This window comes from Celeribacter persicus, assembly GCF_003050785.1.
Lineage (GTDB): Bacteria > Pseudomonadota > Alphaproteobacteria > Rhodobacterales > Rhodobacteraceae > Celeribacter > Celeribacter persicus.
Genome location: NZ_QAOH01000010.1, coordinates 1 through 18864 on the forward strand (window position 1 = coordinate 1; position 18864 = coordinate 18864).

Below are 18864 nucleotides of genomic sequence, written 5' to 3' on the forward strand. Positions count from 1 at the left end.
ACTGGCCGCCAGCGCTCTGTGCGCCCGTCACGCTAAACCCACAAGTGGTCTACTTTTGCGCCGCCCTTTGGTAGGTTTTTACTCCGCCGTTGACACCTACGCGGAAGCTGGGAAAAAGGTTTTGCTGATTGATGCGGATTTGCGAAAGCCGTCGCAGCATCAGCAAATCGGCTATGATCCGGACGAGGGTTTCCTTGAATACCTCCGCAATCCGGACAAGGCACTTGACATCGACCGCGGGTTTTATGTCGCTGACCCGAAATCGCGGACCGGTATCATTCTCGGACGTAGCCGTGCCGATGTGCCGACGGATCAGCTTTTGCAGAGCGCGGCGTTTTCCGAGCTTCTGACGAGTGCCCGTCAGAGCATGGATGTGGTGATCATCGACACGCCACCGGTCTTGCCGGTGGTGGATGCCCGCTACATTGCGCCGCTTGTCGATGCGATCGTGCTGATCGTCAAATACGGGAGTACGTCGCAAGGTGACGTGCGGGATTCCTTCACGCAGATTGATGCCGTGAAATACGAGGAAACGCCGATTTTCACGGTTCTCAACTTCGATGAGACCAAGATGCGCGACTCTGCCTATTATTCCTATTACGGCTGAACTGAATGACTGGTGCGGGCGCGATTATCTGGTCGCGCCCCTGTTCTCTTTGCATAATGTGGGGCGCGTGACTTTTCGGACGCACGAGGCCTGACATCACCTGACGTAAGCCGGGATGGACGTAAGCTTTTGTTTTTCTGTGGTTTTCGAACATCTCACTCTGCGAGTGAAATGGTGCCCAGAAGAGGACTCGAACCTCCACGTCCATACGGACACCAGCACCTGAAGCTGGCGCGTCTACCAATTCCGCCATCTGGGCACAGATGTCGTGAGGCAGCGATCTAAAGGGAGACGCGGGGCGTGTCAACGGCGATTTTCAATGTTTTTTGCGAGAGCGAAGATCCCTTGTTCATTTCCCCCTGAAAAGCTAAACCAGACGCGACAATTTGGCATTGGAGATGCAGATGACGAAACTGGTCACCATCTATGGCGGCGCTGGCTTTGTCGGGCGGTACATCGCCCGTCGCATGGCAAAAGAGGGCTGGCGTGTTCGCGTCGCAGTGCGTCGCCCCAACGAATCGCTTCACGTCAAACCCTATGGTGCGGTCGGTCAGGTCGAGCCGGTGTTCTGCAACGTTCGTGACGATGCCTCCGTGCGCGCGGCCATGGTCGGAGCCGATGCGGTTGTGAACTGTGTGGGTGTTCTAACCGAGCGTGGCAAGAACTCTTTCGAGGCTGTTCAGGCCGAGGGGGCCGGTCGCATCGCTCGCATCGCGGCGGAAGAGGGTGTGGGGCAGCTTGTGCATCTCTCCGCGCTGGGAGCCGATGCGAATGCCGCTTCTTCCTATTCCCGAACCAAGGCCGAGGGAGAGGCACGGGTTCTCGAAGCTTTCCCGTCTGCCGTGATTTTGCGCCCGTCGGTGATCTTCGGGCCGGAGGATCAGTTCTTCAACCGTTTTGGCAAGATGGCGGAGAAGAATCCGGTTCTCATGCTCGTTGGTGGCAACACGAAATTCCAGCCGGTGTATGTCGATGATGTGGCGCAGGCTGCTGTCAAAGGTGCCCTTGGGCAGGCGGAACCGGGCGTTTACGAGCTCGGCGGACCGGATGTGGATACGCTCAAGGGGCTGATGGCGGATATGTTGCGGATCATCCACCGCAACCGCCCGATTGTGAACCTGCCGTTCTGGGTTGGATCGCTGATGGCGATGGGCTTTTCCGCTTTGCAAACCCTGTCGCTTGGTCTCTTCCATAACGGTATCCTGACCCGTGACCAGATCGCGAACCTGAAGGTCGACAATGTCGTGTCCAAAGATGCGAAGAGTCTGGCCGATCTGGGTATCAAGCCAACTGCATTGCAAGCTGTCTTGCCGGATTACATGTGGGTTTACCGCGACGGTGGGCAATACGATGCCATCCGTGAAAGCGCAAAGAACCTGCGCGAGATCTGACTGCTACTTATTCCTGAACGATGAGCGCGCCCTTTCGGGCGCGTTTTTCGTTTAGCTGTAGGAGATGGCGAGCAGGATGACGCCTAGGATCACGCGGTAGATCACATAGGGTGTAAAGCTGACCGATCTGAGAAGCCGCATCATCAGCGTCAGGGCCAGAAGGGCGGCGGCAAAGGCGAATACCGCGCCGATGGCCGCATCTTTCAACATGGCCCAATCCGCATCACCCACGACCTCGGCGCCAAGGAGAATGCCGGAGGCCATGATCGTGGGGATCGACATCAGCATGGAAATCTTGGCCGCGTCGGCGCGGGTGTATCCCATCGCACGCGCGCCGGTGATGGTGATGCCGGATCGTGAGGTGCCGGGGATCAGGGCGACCGCCTGCCACAGGCCAAGCTTGATCGCATCCCTGATGTTCCAGTCCTTCTCGCCCTTCACTTCCGCGCCTTTCTGGTCGAACCAGTAAAGCACGAGCCCGAAGATCAGCATGGTCCAACCGATTACCGCGGGAGAGCGCATGGCGTCCGAAAGCCCGGTCACTTTCAAAATGAGCCCGATCACGATCACCGGAATGGTGGCAATGAGCAGAAGAAAGGCGAGTTTCGATCCGGGTGTGTCCGTGCGCCCGGTCATCAGGTGGGGCAGGCCTGCGAGTCCGACCTTCACGTCTCGCCAGAAATAGAGGATAACGGCGCCCAAGGTGCCGACATGCACGGCGACGTCAATGGCCTGGCCCTGATCGTGTGTTCCGAGCAAAAGCGGCAGGAGAATCAGGTGGCCGGAGGAGGAAACCGGGAGAAACTCCGTGATACCCTGAACGATTGCGACGATGAGTAGATAAAAGAGGCTCATGGGGTCTCCGATGCGGCCTTGATAAGGGGCAAGGTAAACTCTTTGCAAATCAATAAGAAGAGCATTTATATATCAGCAATACTGACATAATTTTTGACGTGTTGACTACTTGTGGCGTGCGTCGACGCTCTGGAAATGAAAAATAAGACAGTATTTCTGACTTTTCTTTTTTTTCGAGACCCTTTAATGAGGCCGCAACATAGTTTTACCAACCTTCGGAGATGTAGTGTCATGGCGAAAGAGCCGATGCTCAAATTCGTGACCGTGGGCAGGGACATGCCGACCAAGCGAAGCGCGGAAGATCGCAAGGACGATTTTCTGGAAATCTACGGCGAGTTCGCGGATGAAAAGGCCAAGGAGCAGGCATCACGCTGTTCCCAGTGTGGCGTGCCCTATTGCCATACGCATTGCCCGCTGCACAACAACATCCCCGATTGGCTGCGCCTGACCGCGACGGGACGGTTGAAAGAGGCCTATGAGATTTCTCAGGCCACCAACAGCTTCCCGGAAATCTGTGGGCGCATCTGTCCGCAGGACCGTCTCTGCGAAGGCAATTGCGTGATCGAACAATCCGGCCACGGCACGGTGACCATCGGTTCCGTCGAGAAATACATCACCGACACGGCCTGGGAAGAAGGCTGGGTCGAGCTGATCAAGCCGGTGATCGAACGCGAGGAAAGCGTCGGCATCATCGGCTCCGGCCCTGGCGGTCTGGCTGCGGCCGACCGTCTGCGTCGCGCGGGTCTCAAGGTTACCGTTTACGAACGTTCCGACCGCGCGGGCGGGTTGATGATGTACGGTATTCCGGGCTTCAAGCTTGAGAAAGACATCGTGCTGCGTCGGGTCAAACAGCTTGAGGATTCAGGTGTTGAATTCGTCTTGAACTGTAATGTCGGTGAGGACATTTCCTTTGACGCGATCCGTGGCAAACACGATGCCGTGCTGATCGCCACCGGTGTCTACAAATCCCGTGATCTCAAGGGGCCGGGTTCCGGTGCCGCCGGGATCGTGCGCGCGATCGACTACCTCACCTGTTCGAACAAGCTTTCCTTCGGTGACGAGGTCGAGGAATTCGAAACCGGCGAGTTGAATGCGGCTGGCAAGAAAGTCGTCGTCATCGGCGGCGGCGATACCGCAATGGATTGTCTGCGGACCGCCATCCGTCAGGGTGCGACCTCCGTCAAATGTCTCTATCGCCGCGACCGTGCCAATATGCCCGGTTCGCAGCGTGAGACCCAGAACGCCGAGGAAGAAGGTGTCGAATTCGTCTGGCTCTCCGCGCCGAAAGGTTTCACCGGCGATCCGGTGACCGGCGTGATGGTGCAGAAGATGCGCCTTGGCGCGCCGGATGCCTCCGGGCGTCAGTCGCCTGAGGTGATCGAGGGGGCCGATTATATCGAGGAAGCCGATCTTGTGATCAAGGCGCTTGGGTTCGAACCCGAGGACCTGCCGGCGCTTTGGGGTGTCGAAGAGCTTGAGACCACCCGTTGGGGCACGGTCATGGCCGATTTCACGACCCACGCGACCAACCTCGAAGGTGTCTACGCCTGTGGTGATATCCAGCGCGGCGCCTCGCTTGTGGTTTGGGCGATCCGGGACGGACGTGAAGCGGCAGATGCGATGGTCGAATATCTCGATCAGAGCGCGGCTGTGGCAGCTGAGTAATTCGACTTCAAAAGGGCAGGGAGAGGTCCCTGCCGCCTTTATCCGAAAGGTATCCGACATGACGAAATTTGATGAAAGCTGGGCCGCCCGTGAAGAGGCGAAACGCCAGTGGATGGCGGAGCACTCGCTGTTCCGTGAAGAGGACGAGCACTCCTCCTGCGGTGTGGGTCTCGTGGTCTCCGTGGACGGGTCGAAATCCCGCAAGGTCGTTGAAAACGGCATTTCCGCGCTGAAAGCGATCTGGCACCGCGGTGCCGTGGACGCCGACGGCAAGACCGGCGACGGCGCGGGCATTCACGTCCAGATTCCGCACCATTTCTTCGGCGACCAGATCCGTCGCACCGGTCACGAGGCGCGCGCAGGCGAGCTTCTGGCCGTGGGTCAGGTATTCCTGCCGCGCACGGATTTCGGGGCGCAGGAAACCTGCCGCACGATCGTCGAGACCGAAGTGCTGCGGATGGGTTATTACATCTACGGCTGGCGCCACGTTCCGGTGAACACGACGGTTCTGGGTGAGAAAGCCAATGCGACTCGCCCGGAGATCGAACAAATCCTGATCTCCAACTCCAAGGGTGTGGATGAAGAGACCTTCGAGCGTGAGCTTTACGTCATCCGCCGACGCATCGAGAAAGCATCGCAGGCGGCGGGCATTCGTGAGCTGTATCTCTGCTCGCTGTCCTGCCGTTCGATCATCTACAAGGGCATGATGCTGGCCGAACAGGTGGCCGAATTCTACCCGGACCTGAAAGACGAGCGTTTCGAGAGCGCCTTCGCGATCTATCACCAGCGCTATTCCACGAACACCTTCCCGCAATGGTGGCTGGCGCAGCCGTTCCGCATGTTGGCGCATAACGGTGAGATCAACACGATCAAGGGCAACACCAACTGGATGAAATCGCATGAAATCCGTATGGCTTCGTCGACCTTCGGGGAGATGGCCGAGGACATCAAGCCGATCATCCCTCAGGGGTCTTCCGACTCCGCGGCACTCGACTCGGTGTTCGAGGTTCTGGTGCGTGCGGGTCGTTCCGCGCCGATGGCGAAAACCATGCTGGTGCCGGAAGCCTGGTCGAAAAACGCCGAGGAGCTGCCGCAGGCGTGGCGCGATATGTATTCCTATGTGAACTCCGTGATGGAGCCGTGGGACGGTCCGGCCGCTTTGGCGATGACCGATGGCCGCTGGGTCTGTGCCGGTCTCGACCGCAACGGCCTGCGCCCGATGCGCTATGTCGTCACCGGCGATGGCCTTGTCATCGCGGGGTCTGAGGTGGGCATGGTGCCGACCGACGAAGCGACTGTTGTGGAAAAAGGAGCGCTCGGTCCGGGGCAGCTTCTGGCCGTCGATATGGCCGAGGGCAAGCTCTACCACGACACCGAGATCAAGGATCGTCTGGCGAATTCCCAACCCTTCGGCGAGTGGGTCGGCAAGATCGTCGATCTCGAAGAAGAGCTTGCCGGTCTGAACGAGGCGGCGATCTTCTCCGGTGCCGAGCTGAAAAAACGCCAGATTGCTGCGGGTTACACGATTGAAGAACTGGAGCAGGTTCTCGCGCCGATGGGCGAGGATGGCAAGGAGGCGCTTGCCTCCATGGGTGACGACACACCGGCGGCGGTGCTGTCGGAGAAATACCGTCCGCTCAGCCACTTCTTCCGCCAGAATTTTTCGCAGGTGACCAACCCGCCGATCGACTCTCTGCGCGAATATCGTGTGATGAGCCTGAAGACACGGTTCGGCAACCTGAAAAACGTGCTCGACGAAGACAGCAGCCAGACCGAAATTCTCGTGTTGGAAAGCCCCTTTGTCGGAAACGCGCAATTCGAGGCGCTGAAAACCCATTTCAATGCGCCGATGACCGAGATCGACTGTACCTTCCCGGTGGATGGCGGACCGAATGCGTTGCGTGACGGGCTGGAGCGCATCCGTGCGGAGGCCGAAGAAGCTGTGCGTTCCGGTGGTGGACACATCATCCTGAGCGACAAGAAGCAGAGTGAAGAAAAGGTCGCGATGCCGATGATCCTCGCGACTTCTGCCGTCCATAGCTGGCTGACGCGCAAGGGTCTTCGGACCTTCTGTTCGCTCGGTGTGCGCTCTGCTGAATGTATCGACCCGCATTATTTTGCGGTGCTGATCGGCTGCGGCGCGACCATCGTGAACGCCTATCTGGCGGAGGATTCGCTGGCCGACCGGATCGAGCGGGGTCTCTTGGATTGCACCCTGACTGAAGCCGTGGCGCGCTATCGTGCGGCGATTGACGCGGGTCTTTTGAAGATCATGGCCAAGATGGGGATTTCGGTGATTTCCTCCTATCGCGGTGGTCTGAACTTTGAGGCCGTGGGCCTGTCCCGCGCCATGGTGGCCGATTTCTTCCCGGGCATGCATTCGCGGATTTCCGGGATCGGTGTTGGAGGCATTCAGCGCAAACTTGAAGCCGTGCACAAACAGGGATGGCTCGGGGGCAACACCTTGCCGATCGGCGGCTTCTACAAGGCACGCAAATCCGGCGAAACCCATGCCTGGGAAGCGCAGTCGATGCACATGCTGCAATCGGCCTGTGATCGTGCGTCCTATGAGATGTGGAAGCAGTATTCGGCGAAAATGCAGTCGATGCCGCCGATCCATCTGCGCGATCTCCTGGACTTCAAACCGCTGGGCAAACCGGTGCCGATCGAAGAGGTCGAAAGCATCACCTCGATCCGCAAACGGTTTGTGACGCCGGGGATGTCGCTGGGTGCTCTGTCGCCCGAGGCGCATCGTACGCTGTCCATCGCGATGAACCGGATTGGGGCGAAATCCGACTCCGGTGAAGGTGGCGAGAGCCCGGACGATTTCACGCCGGAACCCAACGGCGACAACGCCTCCGCCAAGATCAAGCAGGTGGCCTCTGGTCGTTTCGGTGTGACCGCCGAATACCTGATCCATTGCGAAGAACTGGAGATCAAGGTTGCCCAAGGTGCGAAGCCGGGCGAGGGCGGTCAGTTGCCGGGGATGAAGGTCACCGACCTCATCGCCAAGCTGCGTCACTCGACCAAAGGCGTGACGCTGATCTCGCCGCCGCCGCACCATGACATCTACTCCATCGAGGATCTGGCGCAGCTCATCTACGACCTGAAACAGATCAACCCGAAAGCCAAGGTGACGGTGAAACTCGTGGCTTCCTCCGGCGTCGGGACCATTGCCGCCGGTGTGGCCAAGGCGAAAGCGGATATCATCCTGATCTCCGGTCACAACGGTGGCACGGGCGCGTCGCCTGCGACCTCGATCAAATTCGCCGGTCTGCCGTGGGAGATGGGTCTCACCGAGGCGCATCAGGTGCTGGCGATGAACAACCTGCGGGATCGTGTGACGCTCAGAACCGATGGTGGTCTGCGCACCGGTCGCGACATCGTCATGGCGGCGATGATGGGGGCTGAGGAATACGGCATCGGCACCGCCGCTCTGATCGCGATGGGCTGTATCATGGTGCGTCAGTGCCAGTCGAACACCTGCCCGGTCGGGGTCTGTACCCAGGACGAGCGCCTGCGTGCGAAGTTCACCGGCAATGCCGACAAGGTCGTGAACCTGATCACCTTCTATGCTCAGGAAGTCCGCGAACTTCTGGCCTCTCTCGGTGCGCGGTCGCTGGACGAGGTCATCGGTCGTGCCGATCTTCTGACCCAGACCTCGCGCGGGTCTGCGCATCTCGACGATCTCGACCTCAACCCGCTTCTGCTTTCCGTCGATGGCTCGGACCGGATCGTTTACGACCGTTCCAAACCGCGCAATGCGGTGCCCGATACGCTCGATGCGCAGATCGTGTCAGACGCCGCGCGTTTCCTCAACGATGGCGAAAAGATGCAGCTTTCCTACGCGGTGCAAAATACGCTTCGTACCATCGGGACGCGCACTTCGTCACATATCGTATCGAAATTCGGCATGCGCAACAGCCTTCAACCTGACCACCTGACCGTGAAACTCACGGGCTCTGCGGGTCAGTCGCTCGGTGCCTTTGCGGCTCCGGGGCTGAAGATCGAAGTCTCGGGTGATGCGAATGATTATGTGGCGAAGGGCCTCTCGGGGGGCACCGTTGTGGTGCGTCCGCCGATGCATTCGCCGCTGGTCGCCGATCAGAACACGATCATCGGCAACACCGTGCTTTACGGTGCGACGGATGGGTATCTCTTTGCCGCCGGTCGTGCGGGCGAGCGGTTCGCGGTGCGCAACTCCGGTGCGAAAGTGGTGATCGAGGGCTGCGGCTCCAATGGGTGTGAATACATGACCGGCGGGATTGCGGTGATCTTGGGCACCATCGGCGCGAACTTTGGCGCCGGGATGACGGGTGGCATGGCCTATCTCTACGACCCGAACGGTAAGGCGCTTGATCTGATGAACCTTGAGACTCTCGTAACCTGCCCGGTCGCCGTGGATCACTGGGAGACCCAGCTCAAGGACCTCATCGAGCGACACGCCAAGGAGACGCATTCGATCAAGGCGAAGGAAATTCTCGATCATTGGGATGAGGAGAAAGGCAACTTCCTCCAGGTCTGTCCGAAAGAGATGCTCATTCACCTGCCTGTGCCGCTTACTTTGGAGCAAGGCGCAATCCCGGCCGAGTGATTTCGATCCCGATCTTGTAAAAAGCCCCCACCGGGGGCTTTTTCTTTTGAGCACGCTGCCAAGGCTTGACCTTACCGTGCCCCGCATGGTTCCTCCTCCCCATGGCAAAGACGCGCAGGTCAAAGACGAAATCCACCAAACCGGCAGGAGTGTTCCGGCGTTTGCGTCGTCGTGTTTTGCGCGGGGTTCTGATCGTTTTTGTCCTCCTGACACTTTGGATTCTCTCCTACGGCGTATTTCCCGTTCCGGGGACGTTCTACATGCTGGCCGAAAGCGGGCGTCACGGGCAGATGGTCGATTACCACTGGACGCCGATGGAGCGGATGTCGCCGCATCTCGCACGCGCGGTCGTCGCCGCAGAGGATGCCAATTTCTGCAATCACTGGGGGTTCGACCTCGGAGCGATTCGCTCTGCGATTGCCGAGGGTGGCAATCGCGGGGCGTCCACCATTACTCAGCAGACGGTGAAGAATGCCTTTCTCTGGCATGGACGCAGTTGGCCGCGCAAGGCGTTGGAAGCTTTGCTCACACCGGTGGTCGAACTAACCTGGAGCAAGAAGCGAATTCTGGAAGTTTACCTCAACATTGCCGAATTCGATACGGGCGTGTTCGGGGCCGAAGCCGCCGCGCGTCATTATTTCGGGGTTGGCCCTGAGGAACTGACACCGACGCAAGCCGCCCGTCTGGCCGCGGTCCTGCCCGCACCAAAGTCACGCAATGCGGGCAATCCCGGACCTTTCGTTCGGCAAAGAGCCGCGCAGATCGTCGATGGGGCGGCCACAATCTTGCGAGACGGGCGTGCATCCTGTTTCGAGGATTGAACTGCCTCCGGCCTTGCGGCAAGTAGAGAGAAAACCACGAGTAGAGATCATGATCCGCCTATACCACGTTCCCCTTTCCCCTTTTTGCCGCAAGGTGCGCCTTTGTCTGGCGGAAAAGAAGATCGAGGTGGAACTGGTCGAGGAGCGCTATTGGGAACAGGACGCGGATTTCCTGCGCCGCAATCCGGCGGGCAAGGTGCCGGTGCTGCGCATCGACGACATGCACCTGTCGGAAAGTACGCCGATCTGTGAATATCTTGAGGAACGCTACCCCAACCCACCTCTGATGCCGAAGGATGCGGAGGGACGTTATGAGGTCCGTCGTCTGGTGTCTTGGTTCGATGACAAGTTTCACAACGAGGTGACGTCGAAACTTCTGTATGAGCGGGTGAACCGCAAACTTATGAAGACCGGTTACCCGGTGGCGGCCAATGTCAAATCAGGCTCGAAGGCGATCAAATATCACCTCGATTACATGGCATGGCTTTTGGATCGGCGGCGCTGGCTTGCCGGTGATGCGATGACACTGGCGGATTTCGCTGCCGCGGCGCATCTGTCCGCTTTGGACTACATCTCGGATGTGGACTGGAACCGGCACGATGTGGTGAAGGACTGGTACGCCAAGATCAAATCGCGCCCGTCGTTCCGCTCTCTTCTGGCGGATCAGGTGTCGGGCTTTCCGCCACCGGCGCATTACACGGATCTCGATTTCTAAGAGCGGGCGTCGCGGGGGCTGTCTACCCCCCTTGCCCTCTGGGCAATTCCCCCCGAGGATATTTCCGGACAAAAGAAAGGGCTTCGTTTGGCCGGGTTGCATAAGGAAACTGTGCGTGCGCGGGCTTTGGAGGAAGGTTTCTCCAAGGCTTCTTTCGGACGTCCGGAAATTCCCGGTGCCATGGAGCATTTGCAGAATTTTGTCGCCGAGGGACGGCATGGCCAGATGGGGTGGATGGCAGAGCGTATGAACTGGCGGGGCGATCCCGCCGCGCTTTGGCCGGAGGCGAAATCGGTGATCATGTTGGCGGAGGCCTATACGCCGGACGATGACCCTATGGAGGCTATAAACAGACCCGAATCCGGCGCAATTTCGGTCTATGCCCGCAATCGTGACTATCATGACATCGTCAAGAAGCGGCTCAAGCGACTGGGGCGCTGGTTGATTGAGCAGGCGGGGGAAGGGACGGAGATCAAGGTTTTCGTCGATACCGCGCCGGTGATGGAGAAACCCTTGGCGGCGCAGTCCGGGCTCGGGTGGCAGGGCAAACACACTAATCTCTTGTCGCGCGATCTGGGCAACTGGTTTTTCCTTGGAGCGATCTTCACGACCCATGATTTCGACCCTGATCCTGCGGAAAAAGAACATTGTGGATCGTGCCGGGCCTGTCTCGATGCCTGTCCGACGGACGCTTTTCCGGCGCCTTTCCAACTCGATGCGCGGCGCTGCATTTCCTATCTGACCATCGAGCATCACGGGCCTGTGGACGAAGAGCTGCGCGCCCGGATGGGAAACCGGATTTACGGGTGTGACGATTGTCTGGCGGCTTGTCCCTGGAACAAGTTTGCGGTGACGGCCAAAGAGATGCGGTTCGCGGCACGCGAGGATTTGATCTCTCCGCCTCTGGACGAACTTGCCTTATTGGACGATGCGGGATTTCGGGAGAAGTTTTCCGGTTCTCCGATCAAACGGATCGGACGGGATCGGTTTGTGCGCAATGTGCTTTATGCCATTGGCAATTCCGGAGCACCCGCATTGCGTGACGTAGCGGCAGCGTTGTGCGAGGATGCCGACCCGGTCGTGCGGGACGCAGCCCGATGGGCGGTTGCGCGACTGACGGGAGAATGAGACACAGGCGTATCCTCACCTGACAGGAGAACCGCCATGCAGCCGTTTCGCGGCATTGGCCTTAAACTCGCTTCCGTGATCTGTTTCGTCATCATGGCGGCGCTGGTGAAGGCGGCGAGTGATGAGGTGCCTGCCGGTGAGGCAGTGTTTTTCCGCTCCTTTTTTGCCTTGCCGATTATTTTCATCTGGCTTGCCGGGCGCGGAGAGTTTCGGCAGGGACTCAAGGTCAAGTCGCCGATGGGGCATCTTTGGCGTGGGTTGATCGGGGCGAGTGCTATGTTTCTCAACTTCGCGGCTCTGGCGCTTTTGCCGCTGCCCGAGGCGACGGTGATCGGCTATGCCTCTCCTCTGCTTCTGGTGATTTTCGCGGCGATGTTCGCGGGTGAGAATGTTCGTCTGTTTCGGTTTACTGCCGTGTTTGCAGGGCTGATCGGGGTGATCATCGTCCTTGCGCCGCGTATGACGGTTCTGCATGGCGCACCGGATCCCAAGGAGCAGTTTGGGGCCATGATGGCGCTGGGCGGGGCCTGTCTTGCCGCCATCGTGCAATTGCATGTGCGCAATATGGTGCGGACGGAGAGCACGACCTCCATCGTGTTCTGGTTCTCGATGTCCTGCACGCTTGCGGGGTTGTTGACGTTGTTCGTTACGCCATGGGTGATGCCGAGTGGAAAAGTTTTGGTCTTTCTCATTCTTGGCGGGCTGATCGGTGGCGTGGCGCAGGTGTTCCTGACTTCCTGCTATCGCTATGCCGATGCCTCGCTTCTCGCGCCTTTCGATTATGCCTCGATGATTTTCGCCCTGATCATCGGTTACGCAGTCTTCGGCGAGGTTCCGACAGGTCCTATGCTCATTGGCGCGTCCATCGTGATTGCTGCGGGTATTGTCATTATCCTGCGGGAACGGACGCTTGGGGTCAGTGCCGCCAAGCGCAAAAAGGCGGACGCTCTTTAACTTAACATGTCAGGCTTTTAATCCATCACATGTCGCCAGAACCCGTCGCGATTGAGCTGGGCGCGGCGTTCCTGTTCCTGCTCGACGGCTCTGCGTTGTGCGACGACCATGCGTTCGGCCTGAGTCGCTGCGGCGACACCCGCAGCGGCGCGGGCGATGGGAAAGGGGCCTATGCGGCTTTCTCCGACGAGATAGGTGACATTGACACCGCTACTGCCGGGAATGGAGCGGAATTTGACCTGAACCTCGGCCTCCATGCGGGCAAAGGCGGTTTCCAGCGCGGTCCTGTACTGGTCCTTGGTCGTGGTTGCCTTTGTCTCGGCACCAATGTCGACCACGGCGATGATCAGGCTTTTGTTTTCGAGCTGACCGGCCTCGGTCAGGCGCTCGACGGTGATGCCGAGCGGTCGCAGGGACGGGTTCTGCGTGATGAAATAGGCAGTCAGTGCCAGAATGGCCGGTGTTACGATGAACACCGTGATCAGGGTAATGACGATGGTGTCTTTTTTCGAGACCACGGGAACCTCCTGCCAATCGCGTGGACGCAGATTGGCAGAAAGCTCTTATTTCCCGGTTAAAGCGTTCCGCCAAAAAACTGAGACACAGCTTTTGGCGGAACGCAGTGCGGGATATGAGTGTTGTACGCACCTCGCCTTTATCTGATAGCTCAGGTTAAAGGCGTGACGCTTTAATATCAGCTGCGCACCAGCTTTTCGTAATCTTCGGAAATTTCGCGGGTGAGTGCGCCGACCTCGAAGGTGTAATCGCCGATCTGGCCCACAGGCGTCACTTCGGCGGCGGTGCCGGTGAGGAAGCACTGTTCGAAGCCTTCCAGTTCCTCGGGCAGGATGCGACGTTCATGCACGGTCACGCCCTTGTCCTTGAGCATGGCGATGACCGTCTGGCGGGTGATGCCGTTGAGGATTGCATCCGGGATCGGGGTATGCACTTCACCGTCCTTGACGAAGAAAATGTTAGCGCCGGTCGCCTCGGCCACATAACCACGATAGTCCATGAACAGCGCGTCGGAGCAGCCCTTCGCCTCGGCGGCGTGTTTCGACATGGTGCAGATCATGTAAAGACCGGCGGCTTTCGCGGCGGTCGGAATGGTTTCCGGGGAAGGGCGTTTCCATTTGGCGATGTCGAGCCTTGCGCCCTTCATCTTGGCATCGCCATAATAGGCGCCCCATTCCCAGCCTGCGACGGCCATGCGAACCGGGTTGCGCAGGGCGGAGACGCCCATATCCTCGCCGGCCCCGCGCCAGGCGACCACACGTACATAGGCATCGGTCCAACCGTTCGCCTTGAGCATGTCGTATTTCGCCTTCTCGATCTCCTCGACGGAATAGGGGATCGGCATGTCGAGCGCCTTGCCCGAAGCGATCAGGCGTTCGGAATGTTCCACGGATTTGAAAATCTTGCCATTGTAGCACCGCTCGCCTTCGAACACGGAAGAGGCGTAATGCATGGCGTGGGTGAGAATATGGACCTTGGCGTCGCGCCAATCGACGAGTTCGCCGTCCATCCAGATGTAGCCGTCGCGATCTTCGTAGCTTCCAGCCATGGGGCTCTCCTTTTTCGACATCCCGCTTTCGTGAAGTTGCGCCCAGCGGCGTCAAATGGGATGATTATTGCGTGAAATCCCGGTTTCGCTATCAATTCCGTCTTGGAATGTCAACAACACTGACTTAAACTGTACGTAATTTACGCATTTCGAGAACGAGGCAGGATATGGCGGATGGCAAGGCTGGCGGAACCAAGGGTGGGGAAGCGCTGCTTTTTCTGACGGATGAACAGCTTCGCAAAGGCATCGAGGCGATGTTCTTCGCCTATCGTGGCTTTACGGCAGACCCGGATCGTATTCTCGAAAAACACGGTTACGGGCGGGCGCATCATCGTGCGCTGCATTTTATTTCCCGTGCGCCGGGGACCAATGTGAACAACCTCCTGGGTATACTGGGAGTGACCAAGCAATCGCTCAATCGCGTACTCAGAACGCTGATCGAGGACGGTCTGGTGGAAAGCCGGGTGGGTGTGCAGGACAAGCGCGAGCGTCATCTCTATTTGACGGAGAAGGGTAAAGTGCTGGAAAGTGAGATTGCGGAGGTGCAGCGGGCGCGGATGCGAGCGGCTTACCGCGAGGCGGGGCATGAGGCGGTGTCGGGATTCCGGCAAGTGCTTGAGGCGATGATGGACCCGGATCAGGCGGCATTTTTCAATGCGCTGTCCGGGAAGGAGGAGTAGGTTGGGCGGTGAAATCCACCTTCTGATTGTCGATGACGACGAGCGGATCAGAGGTTTGTTGCAGAAATTTTTGATCCGTCATGGATTTTGTGTGACGGCCGCGCGTGATGCGGCCCATGCGCGGCGGCTTCTGGCGGGGCTGGAGTTTGATCTTATCGTGCTGGACGTGATGATGCCGGGGGAGGACGGGATCACCCTGACGCGCGATCTGCGCAAGACCCTGTCCACGCCGATCTTGCTTTTGACCGCCAAGGGCGAGACGGAGGACAGGATCGCCGGGCTTGAGGCCGGGGCGGATGATTACCTGTCGAAACCGTTTGAGCCGAAAGAGCTTCTTTTGCGGATCAACGCGGTGTTGCGCCGGATGCCTCAGATGGAGCAAGCGGAAGCGGGGCCGAAATATCTGCATCTCGGGCGCTTCCGCTACGATGTCGAACGTGGCGAGCTTTGGGAAGGAGATCAGATCGTGCGCCTGACCGGGACTGAGGCACAGCTCATGAAGATTTTCGTGACCTCAGTGGGCGAACCTGTCACGCGAAGTGAATTGGTGGAGCGCCTCGGACGCGACGGCGATCAGGCACAGGAGCGAGCCGTCGATGTCCAGATCACCCGCCTGCGCCGCAAGCTCGAAGACGATCCGCGCCAGCCGCGTTATCTGCAAACCGTGCGGGGTGCTGGCTATATGCTGACGCCGGAATGACCCCGGTGTGATGCGGTAAAGTCAAACTGGCCTTTCCCGCCGGTTTTCCTATATGCAGTGAGGGAAGCATTCGGGAGAGTCACATGAGCGATACGCCGGTCAGCGAAATGTCCTTTGAAACCGCCATGGCGGAGTTGAACGAGGTTGTGAGCAAGCTCGAACGTGGGGACGTGGCGCTTGAGGACAGCATTGCGCTTTACGAGCGCGGCGCGGCGCTTAAGGCGCATTGCGAAGCCAAGCTCAAGGATGCCGAGGAAAAGGTCGAAAAGATCACCATCGGTCCCGATGGACAGGCCAAGGGCGTGACCAAGGCTGAAGGTATCTGATGCAAGATGATCTGGCGCGTTGCAAGGCGGCTGTGTCCGCCTGTTTCGACACTGTTCTGGCACCGCTTGGCACCATGCCGGTCGAGGAGGGAATGCGTTACGCGCTTGACGGTGGAAAGCGGCTGCGTGCGTTTCTGGTGATGGAAGGCGCGGCGCTTCATGGCATTGCACCTGCGCAATCCGTCTGGGCCGCCGCCGCGATTGAGGCTTTGCATGCCTACAGCCTTGTGCATGACGATCTGCCCTGCATGGACGACGACGATTTGCGCCGTGGCCAGCCGACGGTGCATAAACGCTGGGATGAGGCGACAGCGGTGCTTGTGGGCGATGCGTTGCAAACCCTGGCTTTCGAGCTTTTGACCCGGCCAGAACTGGGTGTATCCAGCCAGATTCGGGTCGAACTGATCGCCTCACTGGCGCGGTCTTCCGGCGTGCAGGGCATGGTGTTGGGGCAGGCACAGGATATTGCGGCGGAAACCTCGGCCACGCCTCTGAGCCTCGAAGAGATCACCGTATTGCAGGGCAACAAGACCGGTGCGCTGATCGAATGGTCGGCGCGTGCAGGCGCGATCATGGCCGGTGCCGATCCCGAACCGCTCGGGACCTATGCCAGAGCGCTGGGCCTCGCCTTTCAGATTCAGGATGACATTCTTGATGTCGAGGGCGATGTGGAGAAAACCGGCAAAGCCGTGGGCAAGGATGCCGATGCGGGCAAGGCCACCTTTGTGTCGCTTCTGGGTCTTGAGGGTGCGAAAACGCGGGCGCGGTCGCTGGTCGATGAGGCTTGTGCGGCACTGAGCCCCTATGGAACCCGTGCGGAACCCTTGCGGGATGTGGCCCGCTTCGTTATTTCGCGGGAAACCTGAGAAAGCGAGACGCTATGTCCGACCGTCCAGCTACGCCGACACCTGCCACCCCCACGCTTGACCGTGTGAATGTTCCCGCCGATCTCAAAGCGTTGTCGGACACCGAGTTGAAACGTCTCGCCCATGAGTTGCGGCAGGAGGTGATTGCCGCCGTCTCGGAAACCGGCGGACATCTGGGCGCGGGGCTTGGGGTGGTGGAACTGACCGTGGCGCTGCATGCCGTGTTCGATACCCCCAAGGATCGGCTGATCTGGGATGTCTCGCATCAATGCTATCCGCACAAAATTCTTACCGGACGCCGTGACCGGATGCGTACCCTGCGTCAGGAAAAAGGCCTCTCGGGCTTCACCAAACGCTCGGAAAGCCCTTATGACCCGTTCGGGGCCGGGCACAGTTCCACCTCGATTTCCGCCGCTCTCGGCTTTGCCGTGGCGCGCGATCTTGGCGGGGCGCCGGAGTACGGGCTGGGCGATGCGATTGCGGTGATCGGTGACGGGTCGATGTCCGCTGGTATGGCGTTCGAGGCGATGAACAACGCGGGCCATTTGGGCAAACGCTTGATCGTCATTCTGAACGACAACGAGATGTCCATCGCGCCTCCGACCGGTGCGCTGTCCTCCTATTTGACACGTCTCTATGCGGGTGCGCCGTTTCAGGAGCTGAAAGCGGCGGCGAAAGGCGCCGTGTCGCTCTTGCCGCATCCGTTTCAGGAAGGGGCCAAACGCGCCAAGGAAATGCTCAAGGGTATGACTGTGGGCGGCACCCTGTTCGAGGAACTGGGTTTTTCCTATGTCGGCCCTGTCGATGGGCACGACATGGACCAGCTTCTGAGCGTGCTCCGCACCGTCAAGGCGCGGGCGACCGGGCCGATCCTGATCCATGCGATCACGAAAAAGGGCAAGGGGTATGCCCCCGCCGAAAGCCGCCCGGACAAGGGGCATGCCACCGCGAAATTCGATGTGGTGACCGGCGAACAGAAAAAAGCGAAATCCAACGCGCCGTCTTATACCCGGGTCTTTGCCGAAGCGCTCATTCAGGAAGCCGAGCAGGACGACAAGATTGTCGCCGTAACCGCCGCCATGCCGGATGGGACGGGGCTCGATCTCTTTGCCGAACGCTTTCCGGCGCGGTGTTTCGATGTGGGGATTGCGGAGCAACATGGTGTGACCTTCTCTGCCGGTCTGGCTGCCGGCGGGATGAAGCCGTTCTGCGCGATGTATTCGACTTTCCTTCAGCGTGGCTACGATCAGGTCGTTCACGATGTGGCGATTCAGCGCCTTCCGGTGCGGTTCGCCATTGACCGTGCGGGGCTTGTCGGCGCTGACGGGGCCACGCATGCCGGGGCGTTCGACATTGCCTTCATGGCGAACCTGCCGGGGATGGTGGTCATGGCGGCTGCCGATGAGGCGGAGCTGAAACATATGGTCGCCACCGCTGTCGCACACAATGATGGTCCCATTGCTTTCCGCTATCCGCGGGGTGAAGGCGTTGGTGTGCAGATGTCTGAACGGGGTGAAGTGCTGGAGATCGGCAAGGGGCGGATCGTGCGCGACGGCACGCGTGTGGCGCTTTTGTCTTTTGGTACACGTCTCGAACCTGCGCTCAAGGCTGCCGAGAACCTCGCGGCGAAAGGCATTTCCTGCACCGTGGCCGATGCGCGGTTTGCCAAGCCGCTTGATCACGATCTGATCCGCGATCTGGCGGCCAACCACGAAGCGCTGATCACTCTGGAAGAGGGGGCGATCGGTGGTTTCGGCTCGCATGTGGCCGATTTCCTCGCGGAAGAGGGTGTATTTGACCGGGGGCTGAAATTCCGCTCCATGACCCTGCCGGATACGTTTATCGACCATGCGAGTCCCGAGGCCATGTATGCGACCGCAGGGCTCAATACGTCCGACATCGAAGCCAAGGTACTGTCCGTGCTCGGGGTCGCCGACATTGCGAGCAAACGCGCCTGATTGCGGTTTCCGCAAGGCCGGTTTGACAGAAGAAGCATGC

Annotated in this window: 16 protein-coding genes and 1 tRNA gene; 13 read left to right on the forward strand and 4 right to left on the reverse strand. The window is 59.3% G+C overall.

The features are described from left to right. A partial coding sequence (locus C8N42_RS13130; RefSeq protein WP_211309191.1) for a CpsD/CapB family tyrosine-protein kinase occupies window positions 1-607 on the forward strand: 607 nt, incomplete at its 5' end. 172 nt (window positions 608-779) lie between these two features. Here C8N42_RS13130 and C8N42_RS13135 read toward each other — a convergent pair. Next, window positions 780-866, reverse strand: a tRNA-Leu gene (locus C8N42_RS13135). Between the two features lie 145 nt (window positions 867-1011). On the opposite strand from C8N42_RS13135, the gene C8N42_RS13140 reads away from it, so the two are divergent. Further along, entirely contained in the window at window positions 1012-1998 is a 987-nt protein-coding gene (locus C8N42_RS13140) for a complex I NDUFA9 subunit family protein (protein WP_107817145.1), read from the forward strand. A 51-nt stretch (window positions 1999-2049) separates the two neighbouring features. Here the strand turns inward: C8N42_RS13140 and C8N42_RS13145 are convergent, their stop codons facing one another. Then, window positions 2050-2853 carry an undecaprenyl-diphosphate phosphatase gene (locus tag C8N42_RS13145; RefSeq protein WP_107817039.1) on the reverse strand — a complete coding sequence of 268 codons (804 nt, stop codon included), beginning with the start codon at window positions 2851-2853 and terminating at the stop codon, window positions 2050-2052. Window positions 2854-3084: 231 nt separating this feature from the next. Here C8N42_RS13145 and C8N42_RS13150 point away from each other — a divergent pair, with 231 nt between their 5' ends. From C8N42_RS13150 to C8N42_RS13175, 6 genes are all read left to right on the forward strand, one after another. Further along, window positions 3085-4518 (forward strand): NAD(P)-dependent oxidoreductase, encoded by a 1434-nt coding sequence (locus C8N42_RS13150; RefSeq protein WP_107817040.1) that lies wholly within the window; start codon window positions 3085-3087, stop codon window positions 4516-4518. A gap of 58 nt (window positions 4519-4576) precedes the next feature. Continuing rightward, complete coding sequence (gene gltB / locus C8N42_RS13155; RefSeq protein WP_107817041.1) at window positions 4577-9112, forward strand: glutamate synthase large subunit; 4536 nt, start codon at window positions 4577-4579, stop codon at window positions 9110-9112. A gap of 101 nt (window positions 9113-9213) precedes the next feature. Then, window positions 9214-9933 (forward strand): monofunctional biosynthetic peptidoglycan transglycosylase, encoded by a 720-nt coding sequence (gene mtgA, locus C8N42_RS13160; RefSeq protein WP_107817042.1) that lies wholly within the window; start codon window positions 9214-9216, stop codon window positions 9931-9933. A gap of 49 nt (window positions 9934-9982) precedes the next feature. After that, entirely contained in the window at window positions 9983-10648 is a 666-nt protein-coding gene (gene fzlA, locus C8N42_RS13165; protein WP_107817043.1) for an FtsZ-binding protein FzlA, read from the forward strand. An 87-nt stretch (window positions 10649-10735) separates the two neighbouring features. Beyond that, window positions 10736-11776, forward strand: coding sequence for a tRNA epoxyqueuosine(34) reductase QueG (gene queG / locus C8N42_RS13170; RefSeq protein ID WP_107817044.1), 1041 nt, complete (start codon window positions 10736-10738; stop codon window positions 11774-11776). A 36-nt stretch (window positions 11777-11812) separates the two neighbouring features. Continuing rightward, window positions 11813-12730, forward strand: a complete 918-nt coding sequence (locus tag C8N42_RS13175) for a DMT family transporter (RefSeq protein ID WP_107817045.1) — start codon at window positions 11813-11815, stop codon at window positions 12728-12730. A 17-nt stretch (window positions 12731-12747) separates the two neighbouring features. Here C8N42_RS13175 and C8N42_RS13180 read toward each other — a convergent pair whose 3' ends face one another. Beyond that, window positions 12748-13248, reverse strand: a complete 501-nt coding sequence (locus tag C8N42_RS13180; protein ID WP_107817046.1) for a hypothetical protein — start codon at window positions 13246-13248, stop codon at window positions 12748-12750. Between the two features lie 176 nt (window positions 13249-13424). Continuing rightward, on the reverse strand, window positions 13425-14294 hold the full coding sequence (locus C8N42_RS13185) for a branched-chain amino acid aminotransferase (RefSeq protein ID WP_107817047.1): 870 nt from the start codon (window positions 14292-14294) through the stop codon (window positions 13425-13427). 167 nt (window positions 14295-14461) lie between these two features. Here C8N42_RS13185 and C8N42_RS13190 point away from each other — a divergent pair, with 167 nt between their 5' ends. From C8N42_RS13190 to dxs, 5 genes are all read left to right on the forward strand, one after another. Then, complete coding sequence (locus C8N42_RS13190; protein WP_107817048.1) at window positions 14462-14974, forward strand: MarR family winged helix-turn-helix transcriptional regulator; 513 nt, start codon at window positions 14462-14464, stop codon at window positions 14972-14974. After that, entirely contained in the window at window positions 14949-15674 is a 726-nt protein-coding gene (locus C8N42_RS13195) for a response regulator (protein ID WP_107817049.1), read from the forward strand. The genes C8N42_RS13190 and C8N42_RS13195 overlap by 26 nt, the downstream gene beginning before the upstream one ends. Window positions 15675-15757: 83 nt before the next feature. Further along, window positions 15758-16000 (forward strand): exodeoxyribonuclease VII small subunit, encoded by a 243-nt coding sequence (locus C8N42_RS13200; protein WP_107817050.1) that lies wholly within the window; start codon window positions 15758-15760, stop codon window positions 15998-16000. Further along, a complete protein-coding gene (locus C8N42_RS13205; RefSeq protein WP_107817051.1) occupies window positions 16000-16866 on the forward strand; it encodes a polyprenyl synthetase family protein in 867 nt (288 codons plus the stop codon). The genes C8N42_RS13200 and C8N42_RS13205 overlap by 1 nt, the downstream gene beginning before the upstream one ends. A gap of 14 nt (window positions 16867-16880) precedes the next feature. Then, window positions 16881-18824, forward strand: a complete 1944-nt coding sequence (gene dxs, locus C8N42_RS13210) for a 1-deoxy-D-xylulose-5-phosphate synthase (RefSeq protein ID WP_107817052.1) — start codon at window positions 16881-16883, stop codon at window positions 18822-18824. The last annotated feature ends 40 nt before the right edge of the window (window positions 18825-18864 follow it).